This window comes from Bifidobacterium sp. UTBIF-78 (assembly GCF_006408945.1).
Taxonomy (GTDB): Bacteria; Actinomycetota; Actinomycetes; order Actinomycetales; family Bifidobacteriaceae; genus Bifidobacterium; species Bifidobacterium myosotis.
On record NZ_JFAO01000080.1, the window covers coordinates 1 to 1,681 of the forward strand.

Sequence of the window (1,681 nt, forward strand, 5' to 3'; positions counted from 1 at the left end):
GGGGGTGGTGACGTTTTCTTGGACTTCGTTGTCTGAATAGTCGTTCGCAACGATAGCACGCGCGTTCAGGCGACGAGCCCAAGTTCGATGCGTTTGTCCATGATGCTCATTCCGTATTCGGTCTTGATGCGCTTGTCCCTGTACCAGACCATGTACTCGTCCAGCAACGTGATGAACTCGTCGATCGAGACACCTTGGAAGCCTCGCTTGTGGAAGAACTCCTGCTTGAGCCGGCCGAAGAACCCCTCGGCGGCCGCGTTGTCCGGACTGCAGCCCTTCGCGCTCATCGACCGAGTCAGGCCGTGCTCCTCGCAGATGCGGATCCATTCGTCCCACCGGTAGTGGCATCCCCGGTCCGAGTGGATGATCGGCGTCTCGCCGGGCCTGAGCGTGGCGCACGCATCCCCGAGCATCCCGTTGGCCAATGCGGCGTTGGGGCTCGTGCCGATCGTCCAGGAGACCGGCATGCCGTCGTAGCAGTCGATGACCGGCGACAGGTACACCTTGCCCGCCGGGATCCTGAACTCGGTGATGTCCGTGACCCACAGCTCGTTCGGGTTCGCGGCATGGAAGTCGCGGTTGACGAGGTTGGCGGGCGCGCCGCCGATCTCGCCCTTGTACGAGGAGTAGCGCTTCGCGCTCTTGAACACGGGCACGAGCCCGTGGGCCGTCATCAGGCGCATGACGCGTTTTGCGGAGACGACGATGCCCGCGCTCCGCAGCTCGAGGTGCACGCGCTTGTACCCGTAGCGGCGTTTGCTGTTCTCGAACGTCTCGCGGATCAGGTCCAGCAGTCCCATGTCCTTGTCGGGGCGGTTCATGGCCTTGAGCTGGTAATAATAGGTACTGCGAGCGATGCCGACCTCGCCCAGCAGGCTCTCGGCGTTGACGCCCAGATCCTCACTGACCTTTCTGATCAGGATCGTCTTTTCCCGGCTTGTCAGGTTGTCCGGGTCTGCGCCCGGCTCTTTTCCCACCAGTTCCGCCGATCCCTTCATGATCGCCAGCCTGATCTCCATCGCCCGGTATTCGGCGCGCAATCGCTCCAGATCGGCGTTCAGCGCGGCGATCTCGCCGCGCAGCGCATCAGGATCCGTCTGTGGAACGGCATCCTCGCGTTCCGGTTCGCCCTTCGCCACCGCGGCCCCTTCCGTCTCGCCGAGCAATTGCCGCTTCCAGTTTCTCACGACCGATGAATCCACGCCCAGTTCTTCCGCCGCCTGGCGCGACCTCATCTCGCCGGATGCGACCCGTAGCACGGCCTCGCGCTTGAGCTCCTCGGGTATGGGCCCATGGCGCAGACGGCGTTCGCCCGGCGCGAGCTCGTCGATCCACGCGGCCAGCAGCGTCTTGCTCGGATACCCCAACCGGCGGATCGTGCGGCTCGCCCGCCGCCCGTGCGTCAGATAATGATCCACCGCCGCCCGCTTCTGCTCCGCCGTGTAGCGCGCATACCGCTCCCCACGACTCGACGGCACCCCAGTCCTCTGCTCCTCGAGCCAGTCATGGTGCCACATGCGCAACGCCTCACGACTGGGATAACCCAGCTCGCGGATCACATCCGCAGCGCAACACTCGTACCGCACATACAACTCAACCGCACGCCGACGCTGCTCCTTGCTGTACCTCGCCATGGCCGTCTCCTCCTTGGATCACAGTCCAAGAAAACGGCACCACCCCC

General features: G+C 64.1%; 1 protein-coding gene. It reads right to left on the reverse strand.

What is annotated here, in order from left to right; translation table 11 throughout:
• Nucleotides 1–65: 65 nt before the first annotated feature.
• A complete protein-coding gene (locus BG22_RS10735; RefSeq protein ID WP_140495458.1) occupies nt 66–1,634 on the reverse strand; it encodes an IS3 family transposase in 1,569 nt (522 codons plus the stop codon).
• Nucleotides 1,635–1,681 lie beyond the last annotated feature (47 nt).

Excerpts from the sequence above, each read along its gene's own strand:
- BG22_RS10735 (WP_140495458.1), bottom strand. The coding sequence starts at position 1,634 with ATGGCGAGGTACAGCAAGGAGCAGCGTCGGCGTGCGGTTGAGTTGTAT.